The sequence below is a fragment of the Vibrio sp. 1580 genome (assembly GCF_033340055.1).
The window spans coordinates 1-1,536 of sequence record NZ_JAWOVT010000049.1; the positions used below are offsets into that span (position 1 = coordinate 1).

Annotated in this window: 1 pseudogene; it reads left to right on the plus strand. The window is 47.8% G+C overall.

The annotated features are described in order from the left end of the window. Nucleotides 1-1,536, plus strand: a pseudogene (locus R7093_RS23910) (RTX toxin); the annotation flags it as partial.

A 1,536-nucleotide genomic window follows, 5' to 3' on the forward strand; every position in this document is an offset into this window, starting at 1 on the left:
TCTTGATGGCGGCGATGGATACGAAAACCAGTTTGAAGTTCCTAGTGTCACGATTCAAGGTGACGCACTCAAGATAAGCGATGAGTGGCTTGTTACTATCACCATTACCGACAGCCTCAATAATTCCATTACTGTTACAACGACCGTAGAGAATGAGGCGTATACCCTATCAGGCGTTGATCTGTCTTCTCTTGCTGAAGGGCCGCTTACGGTGACTTCTGTGGTTTCTGACATTTATGGCAATAACCTGAACGCCGTCGATACGACCATTAAAGATACGCTTGCAACGGTGAACGTCAATTTTGATGGTGGAGGGGATGAGTATTTAAATCAGTACGAAATCGCGACTACTCGCCTCGAAGGGACGATTGAAAACATTGAAGATGGCCAGCGTATCCAAGTTACGGTAACCGACTCGTTAGGAGCGGTCATAAACTTAGAAACGGTGGTGACTGGTGGAAGTTGGTCTCTGGACGACGTTGACCTTTCTGGATTGTCTGAAGGTACGCTGACAGTTGTTGCTGAGAGTATTGATATAGCGGGCAACCCTGCAACCAGTGAAAACACCATCATCAAAGATACGCTCGCAAGTGTGACGGTGGACGTTGACGATGGCGGAGACGGCTATTTAAACATTGAAGAGCGCCAATCTGTCACTTTGTCAGGGCAAGTCAGTGATGTTGAAAATGGTCAGACGGTTTCTGTCACGGTTCAAGACAGCTTGGGGGCGATGCTCTCGTTCAATGCCGTTGTCGTTGATGGTATGTGGCAAGTCGAAGGGGCGAACTTATCCACGTTAGCCGATGGGGCGTTAACCGTATCTGCCTCCGTGAATGATGTGGCGGGCAACCAAGCGAAAGCGATGGATGAGGCTACGACCATAGATGCCACTGCTCCCACCATTGATATCGATACGGATTTTTATATTAGCGGTGGTCTTGCCATTGATGATTTCCGTGAGGGTATAGTCACGGAAATGAGAGGAACAACCAGTGGTGTAGAGCAAGGTCTGGCGGTGACGATTCGGGTAAGTGACGGAGACAGCACGCTGAATTTTACTGGCCTTGTTGATGCGTCAGGTTCGTGGACAGTAACCGCAATTGACGTAAACACTCTCAATCTAAACAACACGTGGACCATTGAAGCAGAAGTGTTGGATGCCGCCGGCAACCACGCGGTCGATACCATGCCGACAATAGTGCTACCCGGTTCAACGGTATTTTCTGAAAACATCGTTGGATTTTTTGGTGAGCAAAGCAGCTCGGCAGCCATCAACATAGAAAATGGTGTGCCAGCACTGCATGCAGAGCAACCAAGTTTGAGCGCGCTTACATCGGTTGGTCAATCTATTAATGTTGTTGTTGCAGAAGATGGGTTGAGCTTACAAGGAACATCGACTGACGACCGATTAGTTTTCTCTGCAGAGGTCAATGATGATACGGTTCAAATTACTTTTTATGAAGCGATTGATCATGGTGTAGGTCAAGATGAGCTGGTGACTAACGTATTGGTTGAAAGCACTCAAAGTGATGCTGA